The 25,179-nt window shown below is 43.5% G+C and carries 25 protein-coding genes; 17 read left to right on the forward strand and 8 right to left on the reverse strand.

The features are described from left to right. Nucleotides 1-10: 10 nt before the first annotated feature. The 5 genes from gldA to Q0590_RS29345 all read left to right on the forward strand — a co-directional run bounded on the left by gldA (nucleotide 11) and on the right by Q0590_RS29345 (nucleotide 6,165). Nucleotides 11-922 (forward strand): gliding motility-associated ABC transporter ATP-binding subunit GldA, encoded by a 912-nt coding sequence (gldA, locus tag Q0590_RS29325; protein ID WP_302041213.1) that lies wholly within the window; start codon nucleotides 11-13, stop codon nucleotides 920-922. A gap of 260 nt (nucleotides 923-1,182) precedes the next feature. Next, nucleotides 1,183-1,704: a gluconate 2-dehydrogenase subunit 3 family protein gene (locus Q0590_RS29330; protein ID WP_302041214.1), complete on the forward strand. Its 522-nt coding sequence runs from the start codon at nucleotides 1,183-1,185 to the stop codon at nucleotides 1,702-1,704. A gap of 15 nt (nucleotides 1,705-1,719) precedes the next feature. After that, entirely contained in the window at nucleotides 1,720-3,435 is a 1,716-nt protein-coding gene (locus Q0590_RS29335) for a GMC oxidoreductase (RefSeq protein ID WP_302041215.1), read from the forward strand. A gap of 104 nt (nucleotides 3,436-3,539) precedes the next feature. Beyond that, on the forward strand, nucleotides 3,540-4,829 hold the full coding sequence (locus Q0590_RS29340; protein WP_302041216.1) for an SMP-30/gluconolactonase/LRE family protein: 1,290 nt from the start codon (nucleotides 3,540-3,542) through the stop codon (nucleotides 4,827-4,829). Between the two features lie 190 nt (nucleotides 4,830-5,019). Next, nucleotides 5,020-6,165 (forward strand): hypothetical protein, encoded by a 1,146-nt coding sequence (locus Q0590_RS29345; RefSeq protein ID WP_302041217.1) that lies wholly within the window; start codon nucleotides 5,020-5,022, stop codon nucleotides 6,163-6,165. Nucleotides 6,166-6,183: 18 nt separating this feature from the next. Here Q0590_RS29345 and Q0590_RS29350 read toward each other — a convergent pair whose 3' ends face one another. Then, nucleotides 6,184-6,612: a LytR/AlgR family response regulator transcription factor gene (locus Q0590_RS29350; RefSeq protein ID WP_302041218.1), complete on the reverse strand. Its 429-nt coding sequence runs from the start codon at nucleotides 6,610-6,612 to the stop codon at nucleotides 6,184-6,186. Nucleotides 6,613-6,652: 40 nt separating this feature from the next. Beyond that, on the reverse strand, nucleotides 6,653-6,943 hold the full coding sequence (locus tag Q0590_RS29355) for a response regulator (RefSeq protein WP_302041219.1): 291 nt from the start codon (nucleotides 6,941-6,943) through the stop codon (nucleotides 6,653-6,655). 51 nt (nucleotides 6,944-6,994) lie between these two features. Here Q0590_RS29355 and Q0590_RS29360 point away from each other — a divergent pair, with 51 nt between their 5' ends. Continuing rightward, nucleotides 6,995-7,546: a pirin family protein gene (locus Q0590_RS29360; RefSeq protein ID WP_302041220.1), complete on the forward strand. Its 552-nt coding sequence runs from the start codon at nucleotides 6,995-6,997 to the stop codon at nucleotides 7,544-7,546. Nucleotides 7,547-7,612: 66 nt separating this feature from the next. Here Q0590_RS29360 and Q0590_RS29365 read toward each other — a convergent pair whose 3' ends face one another. Together Q0590_RS29365 and Q0590_RS29370 are read right to left on the reverse strand one after the other, a co-directional pair. Then, nucleotides 7,613-9,055 carry a hypothetical protein gene (locus Q0590_RS29365; protein ID WP_302041221.1) on the reverse strand — a complete coding sequence of 481 codons (1,443 nt, stop codon included), beginning with the start codon at nucleotides 9,053-9,055 and terminating at the stop codon, nucleotides 7,613-7,615. A gap of 18 nt (nucleotides 9,056-9,073) precedes the next feature. Then, on the reverse strand, nucleotides 9,074-9,220 hold the full coding sequence (locus tag Q0590_RS29370; protein ID WP_302041222.1) for a hypothetical protein: 147 nt from the start codon (nucleotides 9,218-9,220) through the stop codon (nucleotides 9,074-9,076). Between the two features lie 304 nt (nucleotides 9,221-9,524). Here Q0590_RS29370 and Q0590_RS29375 point away from each other — a divergent pair, with 304 nt between their 5' ends. Further along, a complete protein-coding gene (locus Q0590_RS29375; RefSeq protein WP_302041223.1) occupies nucleotides 9,525-10,391 on the forward strand; it encodes a sugar phosphate isomerase/epimerase family protein in 867 nt (288 codons plus the stop codon). Nucleotides 10,392-10,413: 22 nt separating this feature from the next. On the opposite strand, the gene Q0590_RS29380 is transcribed toward Q0590_RS29375, so the two are convergent. Beyond that, nucleotides 10,414-11,037 (reverse strand): YceI family protein, encoded by a 624-nt coding sequence (locus Q0590_RS29380; RefSeq protein ID WP_302041224.1) that lies wholly within the window; start codon nucleotides 11,035-11,037, stop codon nucleotides 10,414-10,416. 698 nt (nucleotides 11,038-11,735) lie between these two features. Between Q0590_RS29380 and Q0590_RS29385 the strand changes: the two genes are divergently transcribed. Together Q0590_RS29385 and Q0590_RS29390 are read left to right on the forward strand one after the other, a co-directional pair. Continuing rightward, nucleotides 11,736-13,589, forward strand: coding sequence for a PAS domain-containing sensor histidine kinase (locus tag Q0590_RS29385; RefSeq protein ID WP_302041225.1), 1,854 nt, complete (start codon nucleotides 11,736-11,738; stop codon nucleotides 13,587-13,589). A 290-nt stretch (nucleotides 13,590-13,879) separates the two neighbouring features. Then, nucleotides 13,880-14,284 (forward strand): hypothetical protein, encoded by a 405-nt coding sequence (locus Q0590_RS29390; protein WP_302041226.1) that lies wholly within the window; start codon nucleotides 13,880-13,882, stop codon nucleotides 14,282-14,284. 236 nt (nucleotides 14,285-14,520) lie between these two features. On the opposite strand, the gene Q0590_RS29395 is transcribed toward Q0590_RS29390, so the two are convergent. Next, the gene (locus tag Q0590_RS29395) at nucleotides 14,521-15,426 is read right to left on the reverse strand and encodes an NAD(P)/FAD-dependent oxidoreductase (protein WP_302041227.1); all 906 of its coding nucleotides are present in this window, start codon (nucleotides 15,424-15,426) and stop codon (nucleotides 14,521-14,523) included. 324 nt (nucleotides 15,427-15,750) lie between these two features. Between Q0590_RS29395 and Q0590_RS29400 the strand changes: the two genes are divergently transcribed. The 8 genes from Q0590_RS29400 (at nucleotide 15,751) to Q0590_RS29435 (ending at nucleotide 23,854) form a co-directional block, all read left to right on the forward strand. Beyond that, the gene (locus Q0590_RS29400; RefSeq protein WP_302041267.1) at nucleotides 15,751-16,833 is read left to right on the forward strand and encodes a DmpA family aminopeptidase; all 1,083 of its coding nucleotides are present in this window, start codon (nucleotides 15,751-15,753) and stop codon (nucleotides 16,831-16,833) included. A gap of 78 nt (nucleotides 16,834-16,911) precedes the next feature. Further along, complete coding sequence (locus tag Q0590_RS29405; protein WP_302041228.1) at nucleotides 16,912-17,361, forward strand: hypothetical protein; 450 nt, start codon at nucleotides 16,912-16,914, stop codon at nucleotides 17,359-17,361. A 276-nt stretch (nucleotides 17,362-17,637) separates the two neighbouring features. Further along, on the forward strand, nucleotides 17,638-18,909 hold the full coding sequence (locus Q0590_RS29410; protein ID WP_302041229.1) for an MgtC/SapB family protein: 1,272 nt from the start codon (nucleotides 17,638-17,640) through the stop codon (nucleotides 18,907-18,909). 178 nt (nucleotides 18,910-19,087) lie between these two features. Continuing rightward, nucleotides 19,088-19,792 carry an adenylate/guanylate cyclase domain-containing protein gene (locus tag Q0590_RS29415; protein WP_302041230.1) on the forward strand — a complete coding sequence of 235 codons (705 nt, stop codon included), beginning with the start codon at nucleotides 19,088-19,090 and terminating at the stop codon, nucleotides 19,790-19,792. Nucleotides 19,793-19,914: 122 nt separating this feature from the next. Then, nucleotides 19,915-20,172 carry a hypothetical protein gene (locus Q0590_RS29420; RefSeq protein WP_302041231.1) on the forward strand — a complete coding sequence of 86 codons (258 nt, stop codon included), beginning with the start codon at nucleotides 19,915-19,917 and terminating at the stop codon, nucleotides 20,170-20,172. 252 nt (nucleotides 20,173-20,424) lie between these two features. Further along, nucleotides 20,425-22,530 (forward strand): glycoside hydrolase family 31 protein, encoded by a 2,106-nt coding sequence (locus Q0590_RS29425; RefSeq protein WP_302041268.1) that lies wholly within the window; start codon nucleotides 20,425-20,427, stop codon nucleotides 22,528-22,530. 119 nt (nucleotides 22,531-22,649) lie between these two features. Then, on the forward strand, nucleotides 22,650-23,204 hold the full coding sequence (msrB, locus tag Q0590_RS29430) for a peptide-methionine (R)-S-oxide reductase MsrB (RefSeq protein ID WP_302041232.1): 555 nt from the start codon (nucleotides 22,650-22,652) through the stop codon (nucleotides 23,202-23,204). Nucleotides 23,205-23,287: 83 nt separating this feature from the next. Beyond that, nucleotides 23,288-23,854 carry a sll1863 family stress response protein gene (locus Q0590_RS29435; RefSeq protein ID WP_302041233.1) on the forward strand — a complete coding sequence of 189 codons (567 nt, stop codon included), beginning with the start codon at nucleotides 23,288-23,290 and terminating at the stop codon, nucleotides 23,852-23,854. A gap of 135 nt (nucleotides 23,855-23,989) precedes the next feature. Here the strand turns inward: Q0590_RS29435 and Q0590_RS29440 are convergent, their stop codons facing one another. Both Q0590_RS29440 and Q0590_RS29445 read right to left on the reverse strand, forming a co-directional pair. Next, nucleotides 23,990-24,514, reverse strand: a complete 525-nt coding sequence (locus tag Q0590_RS29440) for a DinB family protein (RefSeq protein ID WP_302041234.1) — start codon at nucleotides 24,512-24,514, stop codon at nucleotides 23,990-23,992. Nucleotides 24,515-24,651: 137 nt separating this feature from the next. Next, on the reverse strand, nucleotides 24,652-25,149 hold the full coding sequence (locus Q0590_RS29445; protein ID WP_302041235.1) for a GNAT family N-acetyltransferase: 498 nt from the start codon (nucleotides 25,147-25,149) through the stop codon (nucleotides 24,652-24,654). Nucleotides 25,150-25,179 lie beyond the last annotated feature (30 nt).

Below are 25,179 nucleotides of genomic sequence, written 5' to 3' on the forward strand. Positions count from 1 at the left end.
ATATTCATTCATGTCCGTACATATTTCGCAGTTAATAAAAATATATGGCTCTCAAAAAGCAGTAGATGGAATAACCTTTGAGGCAAACCCAGGAGAAGTAGTAGGCTTTTTAGGTCCCAATGGAGCAGGTAAATCCACTACCATGAAAATTATTACCTGTTATCTGCCTCCCTCCAGCGGACAGGTACAGGTTTGTGGACATGATGTAGTAAAATCACCAATGGAAGTCCGGCGCAACATCGGCTATTTGCCAGAGCACAATCCTTTGTATCTGGATATGTATGTGCATGAATACCTGCAGTTTATTGGCTCAGTGCATAAAATGAAAGGAGCTACCCTGAAGCAGCGGATCAGCGAAATGATAGACTTATGCGGTTTGGGCCGCGAGCAAGGAAAAAAAATAGGCTCTTTATCCAAAGGATACCGCCAGCGGGTTGGCCTGGCCCAATCTCTGATACACAACCCGCAAGTATTAATTCTCGATGAGCCAACCACCGGCCTTGACCCTAACCAGATCGTAGAGATTCGCCAGGTAATCAAAGAGGCTGGGAGAAATAAAACAGTCATTTTTTCTACCCATATTATGCAGGAAGTGGAAGCTATCTGCGACCGGGTAATAATTATTAACCTGGGTAAAATTGTAGCCGACAGCCCGGTACGGGATTTATATCAGTATCAGAAAGGGTCACAAACCTTGTTTATCGAATTCAGCCACGAAATAGACACCGAAAAACTAAGCAGTTTGCCAGATGTTCAGGCGGTTACGTCCAGAGGAGGAGGGAAATATGAAGTTCTTACTTCTGGTAGTACCGATATCCGTTCGCTCGTGTTCCGTTTGGCTGCTGAAAATAACTGGTCTCTGGTTGGGCTTAAACAGGAAGAAAACAGCCTGGAAAGTATTTTTCAATCACTAACTAAGTAATATACGACATACGCCTGAACTTCTTATTTCTTAATAGGCGCAGCAGGGGCAAGCTATTTAGGCTTTATACTAAACAGCAATCTGATTTACATGCAACTATTAGTTGCCCTGCGGTTAGTAATTATTAAGGAAGAATGTGTAATTTAAGAATCCTGGCAGATAGAGGTATATTCTTTCAAGGATGTTAATAAGATGGCTGAATTTATCTGTTTATCACGTACCGGATTTCATTTAATATACCTTTCAATTTTTACCTACTTATGAAAAGACGCATAGCCCTTCAACATATGGCAACTGTGGTAGGCGGTTTAGTCACCCTGCCTGCCTGGGCCAATGGATGGAGTAGTCAGAGCCTAACTACCAACTCTTATTTATCTGCTAAGCAGGATGCACTTCTGGCAAGCGTAGTAGAAACCATTATTCCCGAAACAGATATCCCCGGAGCCAGATCCTTGAACGTACACACATTTGTTCAGAAAATGGTAAACGATTGCTATGAAGAGGAAGTGCAGCAAAACATGATTAAAGGGCTTCAGGTAACTGAGGAACTAGCCAGAAAAAAGTATAGTCAACCGTTCAACTCCTGTAGCGCAGATCAACGGATGGAGGTTCTTACCCAGATGGAAAATTCTGCTGATCAACCGGTAGCCGATTTCTTTAAACTGACCAAAGACCTTACCATACAAGGATACATGAGTTCAGAATATGTACTAACCAAACACATGAAGTATACCATGGTACCTGGCCATTATTATGGTTGTGTTCCGGTGGTTACCAAATAAACCTCTCAGGCGGATATGGCAAACTTTACAATAGATGCAGTAAAAAAAATGACCTATGATGCCATTGTCATCGGGTCGGGTATCAGCGGGGGCTGGGCGGCTAAAGAACTTTCAGAAAAAGGTCTGAAAACCCTGGTGCTGGAAAGAGGCCGCAATGTAGAGCATATAAAAGATTACCCGACAGCTAACATGCACCCCTGGGAGTTCGAACACCGGGGTCAGGTTCCACTGGAACTCCGGAAGCAAAACCCTTTAATTGGTCAGAAAAGAGGCTTGTTCAGTGAAGCTACCATGCATTTTGTAGTCAAAGATGCTGAACATCCCTATGTGCAGGATAAACCCTTCGACTGGACAAGGGGCTATCAGGTAGGCGGGAAATCCCTGTTGTGGGCCCGGCAAACGCAGCGATGGAGCGACCTTGATTTTGAAGGCCCGGCCAGGGATGGGTTTGCGGTAGACTGGCCTATCCGCTACAAAGATATGGCTCCCTGGTATAGTCATGTAGAGAAATTTGCCGGAATTTCAGGAAATAAAGATGGGTTGCCTCAATTACCTGATGGTGAATTTTTGCCTGCTACTGAATTGAATTGTGTAGAAACGTATTTTCAGGGACAACTTGCCAAACATTACAAAGACCGTCAACTCATTCAGGGACGTTGTGCCCATATTACCAAGCCGGAGCCTATTCATTTTGAACAGGGGCGGGCAAAGTGCATGCACCGGACATTGTGTTCCAGGGGTTGTCCGTTAGGGGGCTATTTCAGCAGCAATGCCTCTACCTTACCCTGGGCTGCCAAAACAGGCAACATGACCTTACAGCCCCATGCGGTGGTGCATTCGATTATATACGATGAGAAGAAAGGCAAAGCCAGTGGTGTCCGGGTAATAGATGCCAACACTAAACAAATGAGTGAGTATTATGCACGTATCATCTTTGTTAATGCTTCAGCCCTGAATACGAACCTTATTCTGTTAAACTCTACTTCTTCCCGCTTTCCGCAAGGATTAGGCAACGATAATGGGTTATTAGGGAAGCATATTGCCTGGCATAACTACCGGGCCAGAATAACTGCCCAATACGACGGTTACCAGGATACTACTACCGACGGACGCACACCTAATCATAGTTATTTTCCCAGATTCCGCAATGTACATAAACAGGAGACTGATTTTCTACGCGGCTATGCAGCTGGTTTCTCTGCCGGGCGGGGCACCAACCAGAACCGCGAGGGGATAGGAGTTTCCTTAAAAGAAAGCCTGTTAAATCCCACACTTGGCCCTTGGAACGTCAGTTCGTGGATGATGGGAGAGACTATACCCAAAGAAACCAACTTTGTAAGCCTGGATGCCAGCCAGAAAGATCCCTATGGCATTCCACTTTTGCATATCTCGGTCGACTGGGAAGAAAATGACGACAAAATGGTAAAAGATTATCAGGAACAGTTCACTGAGATGTTCACCAAAGCCGGATTTACCAACATCAAAACCAGTGACTCTAAACATGCGCCCGGAGCCGATATTCATGAAATGGGTGGCGTACGCATGGGCACAGATCCCAGAACATCCCTTCTGGACAAATGGAACGCCCTTCATGCCTGCAAAAATGTATTTGTTACCGATGGAGCGTGCATGACATCTACCTCTACACAGAATCCCTCACTAACTTATATGGCTCTTACGGCCAGAGCAGCGGACTATGCGGTGAGTGAACTAAAAAAGAAAAACCTCTGAGTAAGTTGGGTGTAAATGTATTTTGTTGTTAGTGGCAGGTTAGGTATATTAAACGTAATTGCTTGTAAAATCTATAACATTTGTCTTGCTAACGTATATTTCTCATGTATCCGAAAATCAGGCTGCTGAAAGCAATTGTTTGTTTACTACTGAGCAGTTGTACATTTTTTTCGCAAGGGCAAGATCTGGCAGCCGATAATCCATTTATGTATTATGAACAGGCCATGCAGGCCTATGCTGCTAAAAACTATTCACTGTATGCTGAAAATCTAAGCAAGGTTGTAGACCCGCAGAGCAAGCAACCAGCTTTGCTCTATCAGTTGGCTGGTGCTTACACATTAACTGGAAAACATAAAGAAGCATCAACCATCCTGAATAAGTTAGCAGCTATGGGGCTAGCTTATCCTATTTCCACCGATCCCGATTTTGAAAGCTTTAGAAAGTCAGCCTTGTTTGCCCAGGCAAAAAAAGCGTTCGATAAAAATGTGTTTTCCAAATATTCCAGTACCCAAGCGTTTGTTATCTCTGAAAAAGACCTGGTTCTGGAAGGAATCACTTATGATGCTCAACAAGAACAGTGGTTTGTCGGGAGCATCTACAAACGGAAAATTATCCGGCTGGATGCACAGGGAAAAGCAAGTGATTTTACAACTGAAGGGCAAGAGGGCTTATTGGGTGTATTAGGTATGAAAGTAGATGTGGCTAACCGGGTACTCTGGGTTTGCAATGCTGCTCTTGGCGGAGATACCAGTGGAAATTCAGCCATATTCAAGTATGACCTCACTAACCAAAAGCTATTGAAGAAATACCTGCTGCCGGGTGGCCAGCAAAAGCAACTGCTAAACGACCTGGTAATTCTGAAAAATGGAGATGTGTATGCCACCAATAGTGAAGCAGGAGCGGTGTATAAAATTCCTAAAGCTACCGATCAGCTGGAAATCTTTATCAAACCCGGAATATTTATTTACCCCAATGGCATAGCCCTGTCGCCCGACGGCAGTAAATTATATATTGCTCACTTTGCCGGCATTTCGGTTGCCGACCTGAGTAAGGGCACTTCCGCTGAAATGACTCACCCGGAAAATACAACCATTGCTGGTATTGATGGGTTATCTGTATATGATAACTCATTAATCGGGGTTCAGAATGGAGTAATGCCTCAGCGAATAATACAAATGCACCTCAATCCAACGTATAATGGCCTTACTAAAGTAGACGTTCTGGAAGCAAACCATCCCCTTTTTGAGAAGATACCAACCACTGGGGTTGTTGTTGGCAATGCATTTTATTTTATAGCCAACAGCCAGCTCAGAAGTATGGATGAACAGGGAAACATTCTCCCATTGGATCAGTTACAGGAAACAGTGATCTTGAAGCTAACTCTCAAAAAATAACACGTATTTTATATTAGCTACTTCAACTGTAACTCTTCTGGCTGTGGGCATGGCTTATCCTACTTTTTCTGTTACAGGAGGAGTCCATTACATTTTCTTAAATTTTTTAGAATTTCTCTGTAACCATCTTCTAAAACTGAGGTTTCCCATGCAGTTATTTCTTTTGGAGATTCTAAAAATTACGCTACCCATGAACTTACCATCTATATCTTCTAACGTCAGGATAGTTTCTTTCCTGGTTTCTGTTTTTACAGGTGCATTTTTTATACTAACCCTGCCTGCCACAAGCATGGGATTATTGACAGCTGTAAATTTACCCTATGCTGCCAGATGGGATAATGCTGAACAGCGTTCCAAACAGACTAAATCCATTACCCAAGATATGACAAAGGGTTACTGGCATAGCCGGGAAACCAGAGATAAGTATTGTATCCGGTTTGGTGAAAATGAAAATGAGCACAATTGGGGTATAACGGAGTGTTTCGATAAAAATGCTTTTGAAAAAAAGCAAACCGATGTATTTCAACTAACCCGGCAAACGGGAACTCTTACGCTGACTGGAAAGCTCTATCAGGCAGAAGGAGATGGCACATACGAATTTGTAGCCAATGAAGCATTTTTAACATACCTGACTGAGCAAGGAATTACTAGCCGCGATGAAAACTTTATGTTTCACCTCTACCTGGCTGATATGCAAAAGCAATACATTGCGTTCCTTAAAACCCACTACACCCAAATTGAAGGAAACCGGTTAATGGAACTAGCCATACATGAGGTTTCCCAGAAAAAGTATCAGGAGTATATAGGGTTATTTGAAAAATACAGTGGTAAAAAGCCTTCCATACAAGAAGTGATCGAAGCAAAAATTCATGGAATTGACCAGGCGTATGTAGAGGAAATTCAAGCCAATGGCTATACAGGACTGGACATGAAAAAAATGATGGAAGCCAAAATACACGGAGTAAATGCAGATTTTATCAATTCTTTGAAGCAAGAAGGTTTTACTAATCTTAGTATGCAGGAGGTGCTTTCTGCGAAAATACATGGGGTAGACCCTTCATACATTGGGCAAATGAGAAAGCTGGGCTTTACCAATCTCACTCTGGAAAAACTCAGTGAAGCAAAAATTCATGGGGTAAATGCCAGCTATATTCACGATCTGGAAACGGCCGGCTTCTCCAATCTCCCCATCAATAAGTTAATAGAAGCCAAAATCCATGGGGTAAATGCAGATTTTATTAGTGAAGCCAAAAGCAAAGGATACAACCTGGGCACTATTGGAGACTATATTTCCTTGAAAATACATGGCATGGCCAGAAATACCGGTAGAGAGTAGCGTTAAACATAGGGTATATCAGCAAAATACTGACGACCATTGCTTGTTAATGGCTATTGTTTTGCCAGTCCTGAACAAAGCTTGTGAAAGAATCACTGATAGGTAGTTCTTTACCACTTTTAACTGTGCTTTCCGGTTAAGAATGGTCACAACTTTATCCATACGGACGATGTAACTTCGGTGTATCCGTTTGAATTTGTTAGAAGGCAGTTTCTCCAATATCTTTTTCATAGATGGTAATGTAAGAATAGGTTTTGTACCTTCCAGGTGGATACGGATGTAATCTTCTAAACTTTCAATGAACTCTATCTCTTTAAGCACAATTTTAACAAGCTTGTATTCGGAGTTTACATACAGACTTTCATTGAAAATATCTTTGGGTGTTTTTTTATAGTCCAGATAATCTAGAGCCTTTTGAATAGCTTTAGTAAACCGGTCAAAGTCCATGGGTTTGAGCAGGTAGTCTAAGGCTTCTAATTCAAATCCCTCATAGGCAAATTTCTTGTGAGCCGTAGTAAAAATAATGATAGGTTTTTTTTAAGGTACGCACCAGATCAATGCCGGAGATATCTGGCATTTGAATATCTACAAATAATATATCTACCGATGTCTGACGTAAAAACTCAGAGGCAGAAATGGCATCGTCGAATACCGCAACCAGGATAGAGTAAAACAATCCGGCGGAAAAATTTTTCTGGCAGGCCAGCGGGGAACTACCCAAACTCCCGGCTACCAACGGTATAGCACCTTCAATTTTGAAGACTATTTTAATAAGCATAAAACTGCTTTTGGCAGCCTCTATGCAGTAAATGAAGTAACAATAGCAGGTTTGCAAGAGGTCAAATTAGTTGTAGAGGAAGCATCGTATATAAGTATCCTTCCCATTACAGGCCAGGTGAATGTTATCGAGCCGGATGCTACTGTCACTAAGTTGGATGTGGGTGAAATACTTATTTTGCCAGTGGCTTCCCAGGTTACCTTGCCTCTGACTAATCCCTATGAAGCAGAAGAGATAACGTTTCTGCATGTAAGTATAAAAACCAATGAAGCAGCTGTATCAGGCCATGGGCAGGTTGTTGCTTTTGATTTAGCTTCTCTGGAGAATCAGCTGTTTTCGCTTAATTCTGTATGCAATACTACTGCTTATCCATTTGCTATCAGCCTGGGCAGGTTTGATGGAAGAAAAGAAGCTTTCTATCCCTTAAAAAATCAGCAATCCACTTTGTTTGCTTTTGTAGTTAACGGAGCTTTTGAGCTAGAGGGAAGATTGTTACATGCCAAAGATGGTTTAGCTTTATGGAACACTCCCCAGATAGAATTAGAAGCCTTAAGTAACCAGGCCATCATCGTTACTGTAGAGTTAATGAATGAGCAGAGGTAGCAAAGCGTAACAGTAAAATGCAAGAGTGGCCTTAGTAACCACTCTTGCGTACTTTTAAAGCAGCTGCTAATAGATATACAAACGGGTGGCAGTATTCATGTCTTTCCACCATATCCATACGTTATCGTTGTCGTTCTCAGACCAGCCCGGATAGCAGTAGGCCCATGTCCAATCGGTGTTATCAGTCCATTGTGACCAGCCCAGGCCAATATAGAAGTGTGAATTTGCTCCAATATGTACCGGGGTATAATTATTGGCGATGCCTTCGGTTACAATGTTTGCCAGGTTTACATTGCAGCCGGCACTATTACACCACTGATAGCGGTAATTGTATCCATAGCCCTTCGCACCAGAGTAGAATACTCCTTTGTAGCCATTGCTCCAGTAAGTCCAGCCGGTACCACTACCACAATATGTACCACTCACCGACCGTGTATACATTTGTACGGGATCGACCACATTGCGTCTGGCAACTGTGTTGCGGTAGCGGGGACTTGTTTCGCCAGTAGAAGTGGTAGGAATTAATGAGGCTTTTCCGCGGTTGGCATCCCACCAGCCATAAATACCGGCCCAGGCATTGTTATTACAGCCCGACCAGCAAGGATATGAGTTAACACTTGTATAGGCTGGAATCTGCGTATAGTAGGTTCTTAGCCCAGGCACCCACCGGTATTGATAATACCCCTCTGTGCGCTGGTTGGCACCTGTACGTTTCAAGGCTTCCCCATGGCCGTTAGCTGGAAAAATACGTCTTTTCATCTCCAGGGCAGCTATGTTTCTTTTGGGTGAATAATAGTGCTGGGCATACAACTGTTTCAACGACTCATAATCGGCAATGGCCATATATTCCACACCTTCGGTGGCTTCTACAGCACTTTTTCTGGCGCTTTTGTCGCCTGTTTTCGTGTCTTCACTGTTGCTGTCTTCCAGATCCCGGTCCTGGTTGGCTATGTAGGTGGGCATGCGTCCATAATCAGCAACCTTGCGTCCGTTTTCTTCCATCGCATAGTAGCTTACCCCAAAGCGGTATATTTTATTCGCTTGATTCGCTTCGGTTAGCATATGTGAGGAATAAGGGATACCCTGCGAAAAGTTTACCAAGGGATAATCTTTGTCTGTGGCACTGATCAGTATCCAGCCTTTAGGTGTCTTATTATCTTCACTAAACCAGATTTCGTAATATGCTACGCCTTCTACACCATAGGCATAAATGGGCTGGATGCGGGCAGGTTTTTTGTTTCTGAATTCATCCGTTTGCCCGTTAATGGCCATAAATTCATTGGTTACCGAGATTACTTTTGAGGCGTTGGCGGCTTCATCTGTGTGTTGGGCAAAATAGGCTTCGCTCAGTGCTTCAATGGTACTGGTTTTACCTCCCAGCAACGAACCTTCATTTGTGGGTGTTTGCTCGTTTTCGGTTGGGGTTTTGGTCAGTTTATCCTCTTTGTTGCAAGAGAACTGGGTACATGCCACTAGCAGCAGCATGCCGAATAATGCTGATTTTTTCATTTTTTCAGGATTAGAGTGTTAAGTAGCAGAATAGGTATGCGGAGCAGGAGAGAAAAGAGACCTGAGTGTATCAGAAGTTTGTTGTTGTTGAGGTAGTGTATAGGTCAGGCCATTGAGCCGCGGCAGGCAGGGAATCTCCGGAGCATTTCCCTGATCTGTGTGCACTCCTTATTCTTATTCTCTGCAGTTTACCATTCCATTATTCATTGATAATGAAAGCTCCGGCAGGTAAACATGCTGCAGCAGAAAAAATTAACAGTACGTGCACTATAGGAAACCCTGCTCTCTACAAAAGTGAAGGAATTGGGTGTGTGTCTACCCAGATGGCATTAACTGGATATCCGTAATCTTGTAACCTGAATATTTAGAGCCTTAGCCGCAACCAGGTGTTTACTTGGATACCTAATTTTTATAACTTGCCTGTCTTTTTGCATGCGCCAATGTTTGTGTTCACCTAATCTTTATTTTTATGAAAAAATGCTTGTATCTGGTTTTTCTTATCCTGAATGTAGTTATTGGGCTTCAGCAGGCCAATAGTCAGGCTATGCCCACTCTCGGAGTCGTAGCTTCTATCAGCAACGATAGTTTATTATATGCTACCGGGTTCAGGATGATTGGCGAAACCGTAGGAAAAATGTTATCTCCCTCTTTATCGGAGGCAGCATTTGAAGAGAACCTTCAACAAATAAAACAAACTAAATGCAAGCTCTACCTCTGTAATGTTCTTTTTCCGGGCAGTATAAAAATTACCGGACCTCAGGTAGATGAGCAACGGATACTTAATTATTTGGATACGGTTTTTTACCGGGCAAAACGGGCAAATGTACCGCTGATTGTATTGGGTAGCGGAGGTTCCAGGAGATTACCGGAGGGGTATAATAAAGAGCAGGCAAAAAAGGAGTTCGCCAGCCTCTGCCGGAAAATGGCGCAGGTTGCAAAAAAATACAACAGAACCATTGCCATTGAAAGCCTGAATAGTACAGAAACAAACTTTCTGAATACGCTGGAAGAAGCAGCCGAAATAGTAAAAATGGTAAACCACCCCAACTTCCGCCTGAATGCAGATATCTACCACATGATGAAGGAAAATGAACCGCCCCAACACATTCTGGATGCCCGCAAATACATAGTGTATGTAGAGATTGCCGAAAAAGAAAAACGTACGTTTCCGGGAGTAGTTGGGGAAGATTTTAGACCCTATTTTCAAGCACTGAAAACCATTGGCTACAAAGGGCCTATCGTAATTGAAGGGAGAGTAGGCGACATTAGCCAGGAAGCACCGGCGGCCTTTGCCTACCTAACCCAACAACTGAAGGAAGTGTATGCTACTAAATAAAAATAGTAGCTAACAGCTATAGTTACTCTTCATGGTTTATTCTGGCTTGTACTTTCAGGTGGATATCCACCTCTGGAAGAATATATCTGTTACCCAGTGAAGGATCGGCTGCGTGCGTCATCCCCCACTTTGTGCGGTCAAGAGTAAATAAAGATTCAACCGTTAGCCGGTTATCCGCTAAAGTAATGTTAGCCGGGAAAGAAAGCGGGTGTGTCTGCCCCAGCAACGTGAAATTACCACTTACCATCTGATTGGCACCTGCTATTGCTCCATCGGCAGGGTTGGGTAAAGGTGTTATTTCTGTTAATGTAAAAGTAGCTTCCGGATAAAGGGCTATATTAAAAAAATCTTTGCTTTTTAAATGTTTCAGCAAAACAGGCTTTATGGTTTTGGGTAGGTCAATGTTGCGGATAGATTCGATAGGGATACGAAATGTGCCGCCCACAACCTGTCCGTCCACTACGTGTATGCCCTGGCTTGTCACAGCAAATGTTCCATGGTGCGATACTTTCGGGCTGGCACCTTTCCATTCTATTACTGAACTATCGGGAATTAATGTATAAGAATAGGGCTGAAGAATAACCGGCTGATAACTGGGACTGAATATAGTCCAGGCCAAAGCAAAAGCAATAAGTAATTTAAACATGGTATTAAAAAGAGAATAGAATTGGTAAAAGTATAGGGCAGCCTGGCTGGTTGTCGCTTTTCTACTGTCTGCACTTGGTTTATGGAAGAGAGCGGCATAAGTAACCTTTTTAAGGGAATATTTCAACCTGCTTTATGGGAAAACCTTATCGAGTATCGGTTTTATGAAGGTGCTGTTAAAATATGCATATTTTGCCTGAAAGTAGTATCAAAAATACTGAGATTTGCGTATAGACCGGGAAGCATATATATTCGCTTTCCTGGTTAAGCCATAAAATATTTTCTGTTAATTTGTTATACCTGAAAATTTTGTTTGCTCACGTAAAGATGTGTTACTAATTTTTAGGGCTTTTTAAACCGTTTATACAAGTTATAGTCAACATTTTTACAAATTATCGTTAAATAGGCTAGACCAATTCCGGAGTAGCAGAAAAAGGGATGCCTTTACTTTACCGTTTAGGAAGAACTTGGCGTACTCTAATTCCAATTTCTAACTGTACGGACTTTTTAGTGTATAAGAGAACCAAAGAACTGGTAAATTGAATGGCAGCAAGGACAAATCACTTATAAAAACTATGCTTTGATATCGGGCATCCTTGTTCTTTATTCTTCCTGTATTCTCCTAACACACCTCAGGTCAGTGTAGCTAGCCGATTGAAAAACAGCTTCTGGTCAAAGCATTTAGAAGAATTTTGCATTATGATTCACCAGACATTACGTAACACTGCCACTGAACAGTTGTTGAATGAATTGTTTGACTCTCCCTGGTATGCTACTTTCCTGCTGAAGGCCATCAGAGATGAGAAAAACAACATAGTAGATTTTTGCTGGCTATGGGGCAATAAAAGAGCCGAGCAAATTCTCAGGCATTATAAGAGCTCCGGTGAGTTGAAAATGTCACAGATCATGCTCGCGGTTAATATAAATAAAGATGAAAAGCCTTTACAGTGGTATACAGAGGTAACCATTACCGGTAATGCACTTGAAAAAGAACATACCGTGGTTTACAACGGTCAGAGCCAGTGGTTCAGAGAGCGGATAACAAAATTTGAGGATGGGGTGCTGGTCATGAGTGAAGATATTACTGAGCAGAAAACTAATCAGATAGAACTGCAACGGAAAAACACGCTGTTGCAGGGGGTGCTAGATTCTACCTGGAGCGGGGTAGGCGTTTTTAAAGCCGTACGCGATGAGAAAAACCAGATTGTCGATTTTCTTTTTGTTATGCTCAACCGGGCAGCTAAAGAAATGTATGCCGACCATCTCTCTGATTTCGATCCGGCAAAAGGAAAACTCTTTTCGCATGCATTTCCCGGAGGACTAAAACCCAACTCAAACATTGAGCGGTATGCCAGAGTGGTAGAAACAGGAGAACCTTTCCAGCTTGAGTTCTTTTATCCGCACGATGGCCTCAACGACTGGATACGGGAGAGCGGCATTAAATTCGAAGATGGCCTGGTGGTCTCTACCGAAATAGTTACTGAGCAACGGAGCAAAGCAGAAGAACTGAAACGCAGCCAGGAATTGCTGCTGGAAAGTCAGGAAATAGCGGGTATAGGTGCCTTTGAGTGGGATGAGCAACTGAATGAAAGTTACTGGACACCACAGTTATATCATATATTTGAGATAGAACCTGGCGCTGGAAAAATAACGATGGAAGTATTGCTCACCCGCATACACCCAGACGATAAAGAAACCTTCCAGATGGCTTTGCAGAGTTCAAAAGGCCGCGAAGAGCCCTACACCGTAGAATATAGAATTCAATGCAGCGATGGTAAAATTAAACATATATGGGAGAGAGGCAGGTACACAAATGGCAAAATCACCGGTGCCTCTATGGATATAACCGAAAGGAGAGAGTTAGACCTGAAGATGAAAAAACTGGCTAGCCGCAACACCGAACTGGATACCTTTGTCTACACTGCATCCCATGATCTTCGTTCGCCTGTCCATAATATGGATAGTTTACTGTCCTTTCTGGATCAGGAGCTTACTGAAAGGCCTCAGCATATTGAAACATATATCCGGCATTTACAGAAATCTATCGCTGATCTCAAATCCACGTTGCATGACCTCACACAGGTTACAGAAATACACCCGGAAAAAACAGAACGGGTAAACCTGTCCGAAATTGTTGACGAAGTAAAAACCGGATTGCTGGAACAGATTTCGGAAGCCGGAGCTATGGTGAATGTGAAGATGCAAACGCCTTATCTTAGTATTCCCAGACGGCACGCCAAAAGTCTTGTGTACAACATGCTATCGAATGCGGTTAAATTCCGCTCGTATGACCGCCCACTCGTCATAGATATTGCCTGTTTTCGTAAAGACGGACGTTTATATATCACCTTTTCAGACAATGGTCTGGGGATAAAAGCTGAAAATCTTCCAAAAGTATTTCAGATTTTTAAACGGTTTAATCCGGAAGTAGAAGGCCGCGGTATTGGTATGTACCTGGTAAAACGGGTAATTGATCTGAACAATGGGGATATTTTTATTGAAAGTGAGGAAAATACCGGAACTACCTTTCATGTCCATTTCCCGGCCTACTAGTTTTCTGCCAGAAGAATAGCGTTATCAGGCAGGTAAGCAGAATACGACCCGGCAAACAAGCCAAAGCACCGTTCATATCCTGACTGGCAGTATAGCCTTTTGCTACGCTGCCTGCCATTTACATATGTGCCTTTTTTCCTTCTTTTTTATGTGTGGCAAAGTAAAATCCGCTTAGCAATCCCTGATCTTACCAATACAGACCATCTGCAACTACCTTTGCACAATTACCTGTTTTTCAGTAAAGGGATGAAGGCGAAAATCAATTCGTATATTTTTTAAACTATTTACCTATGACAAGTGAACTAGTACTCTTTTATCAAGACGACTTTTGCAGAATAGAATACGATCAGGCAAACAAGGTAGTCATCAGTACGCGTAACGGCTACCCAAGCGACGAGAAACTGAAAAAAAGCTTAAACCAGAGCCTTGCCTGCATACAAAAATACAAGTGCCCGAATATTATTTCCGATACACGCAAAGTAAAAGGCACCTGGACTTCTGCTAATGAGTGGATTGCCAAAGACTGGTTTCCAAGGGCTATTCAGGCAGGGTTAAAGAACATTGCGTTTATTTATCCGCCAGATATATTTGGCCAGTTTGCTTTACAAGATTTAATTAAAAAAACACCTCATTACACATCTCAGGTGTTTAAGGACATGCCATCCGCAGAATCCTGGATTAAATCTGTTCAGTAGGCAACCCATACAGCAAGAAAAGCTGGCGGGCAAAAAAATAAATTGAAAACTTATGCAACTTGCCTGTAACTATTTTTTAAAAGGTCCGTATAAGCATCTATACAAGACGTTAATAGTTTAGGAATAAATCATTAACACCTTTAAGTAGGATTAAAAGAAAATCGGAAAGGAGCTTGGGCTACAAAAGATTTCTTTTAATCCTTTCTTTTTTTATCTAAGGCCACCAATAGCTTATCTTAGAAGGTCTCATCAATCATCTCTTTATTTAGCACTGCGCCAGCTTTGTTACCAGCTGCAATGGCCATTGCCACAGACCGCATTGGAGTAGTACTGTCGCCTGCGGCATATACTCCGGGTATTGTAGTTCTTCCAAATTCATCTGTAACAATATGCCCGGCTTCTGTATGGGCACACCCAAGCTGCAAAGCCAGGTCTGTATGCTGCACAAACGGAACCCTGGCAAACATCGCATCTAGCGTATAGGGCTTGCCATTGGCCATAGTTACTTCTGTAAGGTAGCCTTTTGTATGGATTATCTCCTGTATAGCCGTTTCCACTACCAGAATCTGATACTGTTGCAGTTTTTGCCGTTGTTCTGGGGTAAGAGTAGCGTTTCCATTTGTAAAAAGCACCAGTTGCTTGCTCCAGTTGGAGAGCAGTTTGACTAAATCATATCCATTATCTCCATTTCCCAGGATGCCTATTTTTTGGTTCCTTACCTCGTAGCCGTGGCAATAAGGGCAATGCAGCACAGATATACCCCAACACTCCGCAAACCCTGGTATATCCAGCATCAGGTCTGTAATACCTGTCGCCATGAGTAATTTTTTTGCTACAACTACGCTTCCCGAAGCTGTAGTTACTTCAAATCTACCGGCTTTTCTGTCGGCTCTTATTGCTGTATCGTGGATAATTTGTACAGTGGAGTATGCAAGTACTTGCGTTCTGGCTTTTGCGGCAATAGCCTCAGGCGTCTGGCCATCGTGTGTGATAAAATTATGAGATTGAGGCGTTTGTCTGTTACATGGTTTTCCACTGTCAATAATCAGCACATTCCGTAAGGAACGCCCCAAAGCCATACCTGCACTGAGTCCGGCATAACTGCCGCCAATAATCAGTACTTCCACGCTATTTTGATTCATAGGTAAATTGATTTTAGTTAATGTATCACTGAATATGGTGCGCAAGCAGGTAAAGATACGCTGCAAGCTCAACCCTAAGAGCAAATATAGTTAAATGCAACATTGTTGCATTTATATAAAAGATAAAAATTTTCTCTACCATCAATCGTATTATAACAAGCGGGAAGTATTTAAAAGATCAGGCGAGTGCTTTCGATTTACCTTTGAATTACCTATGTTTAGGTAGGTAGAGTTTGTTTTGCTTACTGCTCGTGTACACATTTCTTTATGCGCAATCAACATCGGATATATTTGTGCCTGTTCCTGATTTTTAATACCCTAACAATGGATCATTTAATGGCTCAACAAGTAAAAAGGGCCCGTGATTATGGCATTCACATAGGCGTATTGCCTACAGGGCCGCTAAACGCCATTACTGATGTGCCAGGTGTTAAAGTGGGGCAGGTAACCTTAATCCAGGGAGACAATATCCGCACTGGTGTTACGGCCATTTTGCCGCATGGCGATAATCTATTTCAGCAGAAATTGCCGGCTGCGATCTATATAGGAAACGGTTTTGGTAAATTAATAGGTTCTACCCAAGTAGAGGAACTAGGGCTCATAGAAAGTCCGGTAGTTTTAACCAATACCTTAAATGTAGCCACCGCCGCAGAAGCTTTAGTGGAGTACAGTTTATCTCAACCCGGCAATGAAGCCATTGGCTCAGTAAATGTAGTTGCAGGAGAGACCAACGACGGATTTCTGAATGACATCCGGGGCCGGCATGTAAAGAAAGAACATGTACTGGAAGCCATCCGGAAAGCCAGTGGGGGAAGGGTGGAAGAAGGTAATGTAGGCGCAGGTACGGGTACTGTTTGTTTCGGATATAAAGGGGGAATAGGAACAGCTTCCCGCAAATTGCCAGCGTCCCTGGGTGGATACACGGTGGGTGTGCTGGTGCAAAGTAATTTTGGCGGCGTGTTGCAGGTGGATGGCGTACCAGTAGGAGAGGAACTAGGTCAGTATTCGTTTAAGCAAGAGCTGGATAAATCATCCGACGGCTCCTGCATGATGGTAGTTATAACAGATGCCCCGTTGGATGCCCGTAATCTAAAGCGGCTTGCTAAACGGGCCATGCTTGGCCTGGGCAAAACCGGCGGAATTGCTTCTAATGGCAGTGGAGATTATGTCATAAGTATTTCTACCGCTTACCGGATTCCCCACGAATCGGCTCAACCTTTAGACCAGGTACCCCTGCTGCGGAATGATAATATGTCTCCTCTTTTTTTAGCGGCTATTGAAGCTACGGAAGAGGCCATCATTAATTCCCTGTTTACAGCCCGTACGATGCAAGGCTACAAAGGGCATCAGATACAAGCATTACCTATAGAAAGAGTCTTACAAATCATCAAGCAGTACAGAAAATAAAGTTAGCTAGCCAGTAAAGAGTAGTGGTAACTACTAGTTATTGCTTAAAAAAATATAATCTCGTTTCCCGGAAGGTATATGGAATATTATGTGTTTACAGCAGGAGTAGAAGGCAAGCAACAATATTGTATTTCTGTTCTACCTCAAAACAAGGCAGGTATGCCGCAGGCTATAGCCGGATACCTGAAATCAGCCCAGGTAGACCTCGCAGAATTCGAGGAAAATCCGGTTTTCAAAGCATTTTTACATGCGTTTCTGGCAAAGCATCTGCCCACAGAACCAGACTTTCTGAAAGAAGGCCAGAAAGTAGGCAACGGCTATGTATACCTGGTAGATAAGCGGACAAAAAATCCCAAAGGAGATGTGCCTATGCCGGATATTATAGGGGCAATAAATTTTGAGAATGGAAATGTTCAGCCGGATTCGTACCTGCCTAACAAAAATTACAAATTGCTAACTGCCAAAGGATTCATGGGCCTGCCTGTTGCCTTGGAAGAAGCACTGCTCAAAGAATTGCAGCAACCATAAAACAGAATGCCTGAAAAGATCAGACTTTTTTCGATAGAGGTAAAATCTAGTTAGCTTTTAAAGCCCATCTGGCAAACACAACTATTCCATAAAAAAACAAAGCTGTGTAAAGTAGAGCAACAATGAGTTCAGAAAAGCCAAAGGTTCCAGCTACTCTAGCATAAAAGTTGGTGTGAAAAAATACCACTACTGTATTTAGGTTCTTTTTAGAAGGTACTCCTGAATACTCCTGCTCACAAATGCAGAATCTTGAAAAAAGGGTGATATATCAAACAAATGAATGTTGAGCTGATAAAAATCTTCGGTATTTCCTTGGGTCTAGGCTTACTGGTGGGCCTGCAGCGAGAACACGCCAACTCGGCTATTGCCGGTATACGTACCTTTCCCATCATCACTTTATTTGGAACAATTAGCGGATTACTGGCTCAGCAGTTTGGTGGTTTTGTGCTGGCAGGTGCATTACTAGCAGTAGCCGGACTGGTAATAGCCGTAAATATCTACCACCCCTCAGATGATCCAGGGCAAACGACAGAAGCAGCTATATTACTGATGTTTGTAGTTGGAGCTTACCTGCCCTTTGGCAACCAACCCATTGCCATAGCTTGTGGAGCCATTACAGCTGTGCTGCTTCATTTCAAAAATCCTTTGCATACGCTGGTAAGCCGTTTTGGGTACGCAGATATACGGGTGATCATGCAGTTTGTACTCATTTCTCTGGTGATTTTGCCTATCCTGCCAGACCGTACGTATGGCCCATATCAGGTACTTAATCCGCGTGATATCTGGCTGATGGTAGTGCTGATTGTGGGTATTGGTATAGCCGGATATTTTGCCTATAAGTTCTGGGGCAGCAAGGCAGGCATTATTCTGGGAGGTATTCTGGGCGGACTTATCTCCAGTACGGCCACTACCGTATCCTACGCCAAGCATAGCAAAGAGGCTCCAAAACTAGTTAAACCGGCAGCTTTTGTTATAACAGCCGCTTCAGCCATTGCCTTTATCCGTATCTTGGTAGAAATAGCAGTGGTAGCTCCCCGGTATCTGCTTACGTTTGCTCTGCCTCTGGGTGTCGTCCTGCTGGTGATGATTATTCTTTCGGTAATTACCTATACAGGCAACCATCACGGGCAGGAAAAAAGTATGCTGGAACAGAAAAATCCGGCTCAGCTCAAAAGTGCCTTAGTTTTTGGGCTGATCTATGGGCTGGTTGTTTTGGGTACGGCGGCTGCAAAAGATTATTTTGGAAGAAATGGGTTGTATACCGTAGCCATTATCTCTGGCCTGACAGATGTAGATGCCATTACCCTTTCTACAGCCAGACTGGTGAATACTCAAAGTCTGGAACCCCATGCCGGATGGAAAATCGTATTAATTGCTTCCCTCTCCAATCTGGCTTTTAAAGCGGGTATTGTAGCTACCCTGGGAAACCGGAAGTTATTGCTAACAATGGCTATGTTATTTGGAATCACTATTGGTTGTGGGCTACTTGTGCTGTTTCTTTGGCCGGAAAACCTACTGACCAACCTTATTAACCAAACGGATAAGTAGGCTAGCAAAACTAGATTAGACGCTAACCTGCACCGGTAGCTTTCCCTTTCAACTCTGTAGCTACGTATGGTAAATACGGGTAGAATAATTAATAAATATATAGAAAAATTTCCAACTACTACTGACATAGGGTTGTCACTGGTTGGTTGTTACTTTGTAACAACCAAACCACACAGCCATGAGACATTTTACTAAAGTAAGTCCCGGTCCGAAAGCTACACTTGTAAATTATGAAATTGCAGGCAATGCACTAAGCCAACCAGGGCAGGGGCTGCAGGAAAAAGAGTTAGCTTTCTTTTTTCTGGATATACGTGATTTTACTCCCTTTATTGCTTCCCGGCCGGTACTGGAAGTCATGCAGCTGTTACAAGAGGCATTCCGGATTTTCCGGCAGGCTATTCACTCTTCTGGCGGTACTATTATTGAAACAGCAGGCGATGGGTTGTATGCTGTTTTTGGTTTGGAACAGTCTCTTTCCCAGGCAGCCACGTCAGCCGTTGAGGCAGGTCTGGCTATACTCCGGGAACTGGATGAAATGAATAAATGTTACTTTGAGCCAATATATCAACACACCTTTCAGGTAGGAATTGGCGTGCATGTAGGAAGAGGAGTGGTAGGAAGATTAGAGTTAGGCGTAAATAACCAGTTAACCGTGATGGGGTATCCGGTAAATCTGGCGGCACGTTTGCAACAGGCAACCAAGCAGCTCAACAATAGTTTTGTTATATCGCATGAAACCTACCGCTTATTGCTTCAGCCTCCCAGGGCGGCAACTAAGACTTTGTCGTTAAAGGGTATTCCAGGTCAGATAGCTGTGCATTTGCTTGGCAAACCGTATGTGGCAGCACCTTGCCAGCCGTATTGCTGGCAGCTGGCTAGTTAGTGATTTAGTAGCAATTTTTTGCAGGAACAGTTTGTGTATTTTCAATGAATTGTCTACTTTTTGCTCAAAACCTCGTAAGTATAAGGTAGGTAAAATGACTGATTAACATAAAAGCTATTGCAATGAAAGATTTTAAAGGTAGAAAGTGTAGCTCAAGGCATTTCAGGCGTGGCAAAAATTTAATACCAGTACTCATTCCCTTGGAATGGAAAAACGACTGGCAACGGCTGAACAGAGAATGCAGACAATCTGGCACTACAGATGTGCCCGAAGATCAATACTGGAAGTGGCGGGAAGAACAAGAACGTTCTCATTCGGTAGTAGAGTCCATTAAAAGCTTTACGCATTCGTTAACAAACCGGGTTAAAAAACTCTTCTAGCCCTGCTTCAGCTAAAAAATCTCCTACTAGGTATTTATACAGCAATGTTGACTATTGAGAAAGAAATGACGAATTTCCATTTCACGACTCAATTGCTGTTCTTCTATGCCTTATCCCCCTCAAACGCCGCCAGAAAACCCGCAGATAGCTACATGGCCCGCAAGTTCAACAAATAGACTTTTCCGCCAGAAAAAATTATTTCCCCACAAACCAATAATCTATCTTCTTACCGGGCTATTCATTCTCTGGTTGATGAATCCACTTACCAGCTTTTGTCAATCCCTCACCTGGACAGAAGTAGCTGCAGGTATCTGGAAAGCGGAAGCCGGGAAACCTGAAGCCTATACGTTGCTTAGGGCAGCTGGTGTATCTCCCAACATAGCGGCCATCTCGGCCATAGGCGAGGCAACGTTTCCGTTTGAGAGAGACGAAATAGTGGTAGAAATCCGGGATGGAAAAACTTATGTCCGCTTACCTCTGGCTAGGGAAGAACAGGTGTATGGGTTTGGGTTAAACTTTCAGACAGTGCATCAGCGCGGAAAGGTTATGCAACTGCATGTAGATCATTATGGGAATAAAGACAATGGCCGGACGCATGCCCCGGTCCCTTTTTATGTATCTTCCAGAGGGTATGGGGTATTTGTAAACTCGGCCCGCTACTTAGATATTTATGCAGGTGCTGCCGTACGCAAAGACAGTAAGCATCCACCAGAAGCAAAAGACCGCAATACGGATACAACCTGGAGTTCCCGGCCTTATTCAGATGCTGTGGAGATATTAGTGCCGGCAGCAGGCGTAGAGTTATATATTTTTGGTGGAAAAGAACCTTTGCAAGCCGTGCAGCGGTTCAATCTGTTTAACGGAGGCGGGTGCTTGCCTCCGCGGTGGGGCTTAGGCTTTACCCAGCGGGTACACCGCTTGTACACGGCAGATCAGGTAACAAACGAAGCAGAAGAGTTTGCTTCCCGTAAGTATCCCTTAGATTTTATTGGCCTGGAACCTGGCTGGCAAAGCAAATCGTACCCTTGTACCTTTGAATGGGACAAAACCCGTTTTCCGGAACCAGCTAAATTTGTACAGCAGATGCTTTCAAAAGGAATACGCATTAACCTATGGACAAATCCTTATGTGTCTCCGGATGCTTCCATGTATGAGAAAATCCTGCCGTATACCGGTTCGCACACCGTTTGGGTAGGCGTTGTGCCAGACCTGACTATGCCCGAAGCTCAAACGATCTTTTTTTCTCAGTTCGAAAAAGACCATGTAAATATTGGCGTAAGTGGATACAAGATTGATGAAGTAGATGGCTACGATACCTGGTTGTGGCCAGATGTGGCTACCTTTCCTTCGGGTATAAGTGCAGAGCAAATGCGGCAAACGTACGGAGTGCTTGTGCAGAAATACAGTACAGACATGTTCCGTAAAAATAACCAGCGGACTTATGGCTTGGTACGTGCTTCGAATGCCGGTGCTTCTTCGTTTCCCTATGTTATCTACAATGACAACTACAGCCATCAGGATTTTATTACAGGATTGGTAAACAGCGGATTTTCCGGCGTGTTATGGACACCTGAAGTGCGGGCCTCTAAAACGGGAGAAGAGTGGCTGCGGCGTATGCAATCGGTGTGTTTTTCACCCATGGCCATGATTAATGCCTGGGCAGACGGCACTAAACCCTGGTCGTTTCCGGAAGTAGCCAAACAGGTACAGGAGATTGCCATGCTGCGGATGCAAATGATGCCCTATTGGTATACAGCTTTTGCCAGGTATCATTTCCAGGGAATACCTCCCTTCCGGGCCATGAATCTGGAAGAGGGCTTTACTCAAAAAGCGGTAAGCGTAGTAGAAAAAACCAGTTTAGGAGAGAATCCCTATGTGGAAGCCGTTACAAAAGAGATTAAAGATCAGTATATGGCCGGAGAGTACCTTCTGGTAGCCCCTATGTTTGCCGGTCAGGCTACCCGCCAAGTGGTATTACCCACAGGCAACTGGTATGATTTTTATACTGGTAAGCTGGCAGGGAATGGGGAAGTGATCACTGTAGCGCCAGGCTTAGACAAAATTCCAGTATTTGTAAAAGATGGGGGAATTATTCCGTTGATGCCACCCCTGCTACATGCTCCCAAATCGGGTCAGAAAGTAGATTTGGAAATACGTCATTATGGAGAAAAGCCAGGCCGCTACCTGCTCTATGATGACGATGGTGAAACCTACAATTATGAAAAAGGCCAGTATAGCTGGCGCGAAATCCGGGTGGAAAAGCAACAAAACGGACAGTTTAAAGGAAGTATCTCCAAGGCAGAAAAAAATAAGCCAGACTCAATTGGTAAAGTTACCTGGCGGTTTATGACCAACTAATGAGTTTTCGTTTTTTTGCCAGATATTGGTTAACTCAGTAGCAACATTTCTGCGTAGGATTTGGTTTTATGTATAAGGAATATACTTCTAATTGCATACTTGTACATAAACAAATGAATATGATGATAAAAATCAATAGTTTCTTTTTAATCCTATCTTTCCTGATTCTGCTTGCCTGCTCTCAGCAGAAAGATTCTCCAGAAGGAGGGGTGTCTACTGCTAAAACAGGCGAAAGTCCATTAACAGCAGATCAGCTGGCCAGGTTGAATAATGAATCATTAAGAGATACGGTTGTAAAAACTGAAGAAGAATGGAAAGACCAGCTGAGTTTTGCCGCCTACCGGGTGCTACGGGAAGAAGGAACGGAACTGCCTTTTATTAATAAGTATAACGATAATAAAAAGAAAGGAATTTACGCCTGTGCCGGCTGTGGAAATCCTATGTTCAGCTCGGAAACTAAATTTAATTCAGGCACCGGATGGCCTAGCTTTTATGCCCCACTGTCTGAGGATAAAGTAAAGGAAGTAGAAGACCGGAGTATGAGAATGGTCCGGACTGAAGTAGAATGCGTCCGCTGTGGCTCGCATATTGGGCATGTGTTCGACGATGGACCAAAGCCTACCGGTTTGCGGTACTGCCTCAACTCCATTGCTTTAGATTTTCGGGAAGAGTAAAGCCGGATACATAAACCGTGGGCGGGTAAAAAGCGTACATATTTTTCAGGAACTTGTAACAGAAATTTAAATAACCCAACACTATGAAACTGACTAAACGTTATTTTACCTCCTGGAAACACATCCTGCTAGCGGGCATGGTAATAGTCTCTGTATATGCCTGTGATTCTGCGGAAACTAATCAGGAAAGGACTGAAGCCCAATTGAAGAAAGCCGGCAAAAACCTGGAGAAGGCAGGCGAGGATGTGGAAAGAGGTTTGGAAAAAGCCGGAGAAAAGATAGGCGCTGCCACCAAAAATATAGGCAGCGATCTGGAGCAAAGTAAAGATAAGTTTTTAGCTTCTACCAGAGACGAAATCCGGGAGTTAGACAAGCGTATCGACAAACTGAAAACCAGAATAAATGACCGGACAAAAGATGCCAGGCGGGAATCCAGTAAGGCTAGTGCGGAGGCAAAAGCCAAAATGCAACGGGAATTAAAGGAACTTGAATTGAAAAGAGGTACCCTGGATACTCAACTGGAAAAGCTTGAGAAATCTACCGCATCGGTATGGGAGGAGATGAAAAAAGGGGTAACTGATGCAGTGAACGATTTAAAGGAAGCGGCCACTGATGTGGAACAGGAAGTAGAAAAGGAAAGCAAAGAGTAAGGCTGGTATATTCTACCATTGATAAGGTGATAAGACAATAATCTGCTTAGTAAAAAAATGGGCTCTTTGGTATAGTGTATATTTCCAAAGAGCCCATTTTAATTATAAAGCGTATAAGGCAAACAGCAGGTTTATTCAGGCAGGTTGCTTATCCAGCAGAAATCTGATAGTTACCAGCAGCTGTCCTACATGCCGCATGGTATGTTCGGCTGCATGAAAATACAGGCCCAAGCCAGTAGAGGGAAGCTGGGCACGGCCTACGCTTCTTTTAGCTAACAACTGCTGTTCATCGGTCTTTTTTAGCTGTTCTAGGGCTCTACCAACCTGCGCAGAAAAAGCCTCCACCAGCTGGGTTGTACTACAAGGTTCTTGCGGGCATTTTCCTTCCGACTTCAGTGCTTGCAATTGTATTTCTGAAAGAGATTCACCTTTGGCATACGTAAACAGCCGGTCCAGCACGCCGGTTAAATGCTGCAGATGAAACCCTACAGATGCCAAGCCAGCCGGTTTTTCCCAGAGCAAGACATCGGGAAAGGAAGAAGCCATGGCTTGTATTTCTTCCTGTGCCTGTAGCAAGGCATGGGCCGCTGGTTGTACCCATGGATTGAAATCCGGCAAAGGACCTCTTAGCCATACTTCCGGAAGCTTAGTTGTTGACATAGATGTAAAGAATAAGTGAGGGTATAGTTTCTTGAATAACTGAAAAAGGGCTGTATAGCTGACAAAGGTATGCAAATGAACTTGTTTACCTATGTTTTTAATAGGGACAAATGTTAGCATGCAGGCTTGAAAATAGCTTACAAATCTAATACGTACCAGGCATCTGTCGTATAATGGCCTGTATTACCTAAGGGGCCAGGAAGTGGCCGGAAGCCGAAAGAGAGGTAAAGTTGCTGGGCTTTTTCCATCCGCTTCACGGTTTCCAGGTAGCATTGCTGGTAGCCTAGCTTTCTGGCTACCTCCAGGCAATGTACCAGCAGTTGTTTTCCCAAGCCCATCCCCCGGATAGAAGGTAGCAAATACATTTTTTGCAATTCGCATATACCGGGATCGCCTCCTTTTAAAGGCGCAATACCAGCACCGCCTTTCACCTGCCGTTCATGTTCAATAACAAAAAAAGCTTTGCCTGGGGATTGATAGGCTTCATACAGAAAATCTACTTCCGGGTCGTTAATGGAGTAGCCTTCGCCTACCGCGCCAAATTCGGTCATTACCTGCCGGATAACGCCAGCCATGGCCGCATTGTCAGCTAGTTGAATCGCCCGGATTATGCCTGAAGATAAAGAGGGTTGCATACGTTTCTTTACAAATGTTTCTATGGTGAC

The sequence above is a fragment of the Rhodocytophaga aerolata genome (assembly GCF_030503435.1).
In the GTDB taxonomy this organism is placed as follows: Bacteria; Bacteroidota; Bacteroidia; order Cytophagales; family 172606-1; genus Rhodocytophaga; species Rhodocytophaga aerolata.

What these genes read in the sequence shown, in the direction of transcription:
- Q0590_RS29435 (WP_302041233.1), top strand. Translation starts at nt 23,288, where the DNA reads ATGAAACTGACTAAACGTTATTTTACCTCCTGGAAACACATCCTGCTA.
- Q0590_RS29345 (WP_302041217.1), top strand. Translation starts at nt 5,020, where the DNA reads ATGAACTTACCATCTATATCTTCTAACGTCAGGATAGTTTCTTTCCTG.
- Q0590_RS29330 (WP_302041214.1), top strand. Translation starts at nt 1,183, where the DNA reads ATGAAAAGACGCATAGCCCTTCAACATATGGCAACTGTGGTAGGCGGT.
- Q0590_RS29390 (WP_302041226.1), top strand. Translation starts at nt 13,880, where the DNA reads ATGACAAGTGAACTAGTACTCTTTTATCAAGACGACTTTTGCAGAATA.
- Q0590_RS29440 (WP_302041234.1), bottom strand. Translation starts at nt 24,514, where the DNA reads ATGTCAACAACTAAGCTTCCGGAAGTATGGCTAAGAGGTCCTTTGCCG.
- Q0590_RS29405 (WP_302041228.1), top strand. Translation starts at nt 16,912, where the DNA reads ATGGAATATTATGTGTTTACAGCAGGAGTAGAAGGCAAGCAACAATAT.
- Q0590_RS29420 (WP_302041231.1), top strand. Translation starts at nt 19,915, where the DNA reads ATGAAAGATTTTAAAGGTAGAAAGTGTAGCTCAAGGCATTTCAGGCGT.
- Q0590_RS29395 (WP_302041227.1), bottom strand. Translation starts at nt 15,426, where the DNA reads ATGAATCAAAATAGCGTGGAAGTACTGATTATTGGCGGCAGTTATGCC.
- Q0590_RS29340 (WP_302041216.1), top strand. Translation starts at nt 3,540, where the DNA reads ATGTATCCGAAAATCAGGCTGCTGAAAGCAATTGTTTGTTTACTACTG.
- Q0590_RS29380 (WP_302041224.1), bottom strand. Translation starts at nt 11,037, where the DNA reads ATGTTTAAATTACTTATTGCTTTTGCTTTGGCCTGGACTATATTCAGT.
- Q0590_RS29445 (WP_302041235.1), bottom strand. Translation starts at nt 25,149, where the DNA reads ATGCAACCCTCTTTATCTTCAGGCATAATCCGGGCGATTCAACTAGCT.
- Q0590_RS29400 (WP_302041267.1), top strand. Translation starts at nt 15,751, where the DNA reads ATGGATCATTTAATGGCTCAACAAGTAAAAAGGGCCCGTGATTATGGC.
- Q0590_RS29425 (WP_302041268.1), top strand. Translation starts at nt 20,425, where the DNA reads ATGAATCCACTTACCAGCTTTTGTCAATCCCTCACCTGGACAGAAGTA.
- Q0590_RS29350 (WP_302041218.1), bottom strand. Translation starts at nt 6,612, where the DNA reads ATGGACTTTGACCGGTTTACTAAAGCTATTCAAAAGGCTCTAGATTAT.
- gldA (WP_302041213.1), top strand. Translation starts at nt 11, where the DNA reads ATGTCCGTACATATTTCGCAGTTAATAAAAATATATGGCTCTCAAAAA.
- Q0590_RS29385 (WP_302041225.1), top strand. Translation starts at nt 11,736, where the DNA reads ATGATTCACCAGACATTACGTAACACTGCCACTGAACAGTTGTTGAAT.
- Q0590_RS29355 (WP_302041219.1), bottom strand. Translation starts at nt 6,943, where the DNA reads ATGCTTATTAAAATAGTCTTCAAAATTGAAGGTGCTATACCGTTGGTA.
- Q0590_RS29410 (WP_302041229.1), top strand. Translation starts at nt 17,638, where the DNA reads ATGAATGTTGAGCTGATAAAAATCTTCGGTATTTCCTTGGGTCTAGGC.
- Q0590_RS29415 (WP_302041230.1), top strand. Translation starts at nt 19,088, where the DNA reads ATGAGACATTTTACTAAAGTAAGTCCCGGTCCGAAAGCTACACTTGTA.
- Q0590_RS29365 (WP_302041221.1), bottom strand. Translation starts at nt 9,055, where the DNA reads ATGAAAAAATCAGCATTATTCGGCATGCTGCTGCTAGTGGCATGTACC.
- Q0590_RS29335 (WP_302041215.1), top strand. Translation starts at nt 1,720, where the DNA reads ATGGCAAACTTTACAATAGATGCAGTAAAAAAAATGACCTATGATGCC.
- msrB (WP_302041232.1), top strand. Translation starts at nt 22,650, where the DNA reads ATGATGATAAAAATCAATAGTTTCTTTTTAATCCTATCTTTCCTGATT.
- Q0590_RS29375 (WP_302041223.1), top strand. Translation starts at nt 9,525, where the DNA reads ATGAAAAAATGCTTGTATCTGGTTTTTCTTATCCTGAATGTAGTTATT.